Origin of the sequence: Rahnella perminowiae, assembly GCF_019049695.1 — a bacterium.
Lineage (GTDB): Bacteria > Pseudomonadota > Gammaproteobacteria > Enterobacterales > Enterobacteriaceae > Rahnella > Rahnella perminowiae.
In genome coordinates this window covers 1-394 of sequence record NZ_JAFMOT010000030.1, presented here as the reverse complement: position 1 = coordinate 394, position 394 = coordinate 1, and the positions used below count along the sequence as shown (strand labels likewise).

General features: G+C 71.6%; 1 protein-coding gene. It reads left to right on the top strand.

The features are described 5' to 3' along the window. A partial coding sequence (locus J1781_RS00125) for a hypothetical protein (RefSeq protein WP_217232987.1) occupies positions 1 to 367 on the top strand: 367 nt, incomplete at its 5' end. Between the last annotated feature and the right edge of the window lie 27 nt (positions 368 to 394).

The window sequence follows — 394 nt, the reverse complement described above, 5'->3', positions numbered from 1 at the left end:
GAAGCAGGAGGTCCGAGACGTGGCCGCGGAGGCCGCGACCCGTGCCTACAGCTACTCGTGGGACACCCTCGCCGAGGACAAGGCGCAGGCGCGGGCCCTCATGACCACTGCGATGCAGACTCGCTACGACCGCACGATGGCCGGCACCGGGACCACCGGTCAGCGCGAGCGCACGGTCGTCTCGGCGGAGGTGGTCGACACCGCCCTCGTGACGGCCACGCCGACCGCGGCCCGGGTGCTGGTCGTCGTCAACCAGCGCACGACCGGTCGCGGGCTCGAGGAGCCGCTCCTCGACCTCGACCGGGTGCTGGTGAGCCTGGAGGACGTGGACGGCGAGTGGAAGGTCAGCGAGCTCGATGCCTTGTGAGCAGGGCGTCCCGGACGCGAGGATCAC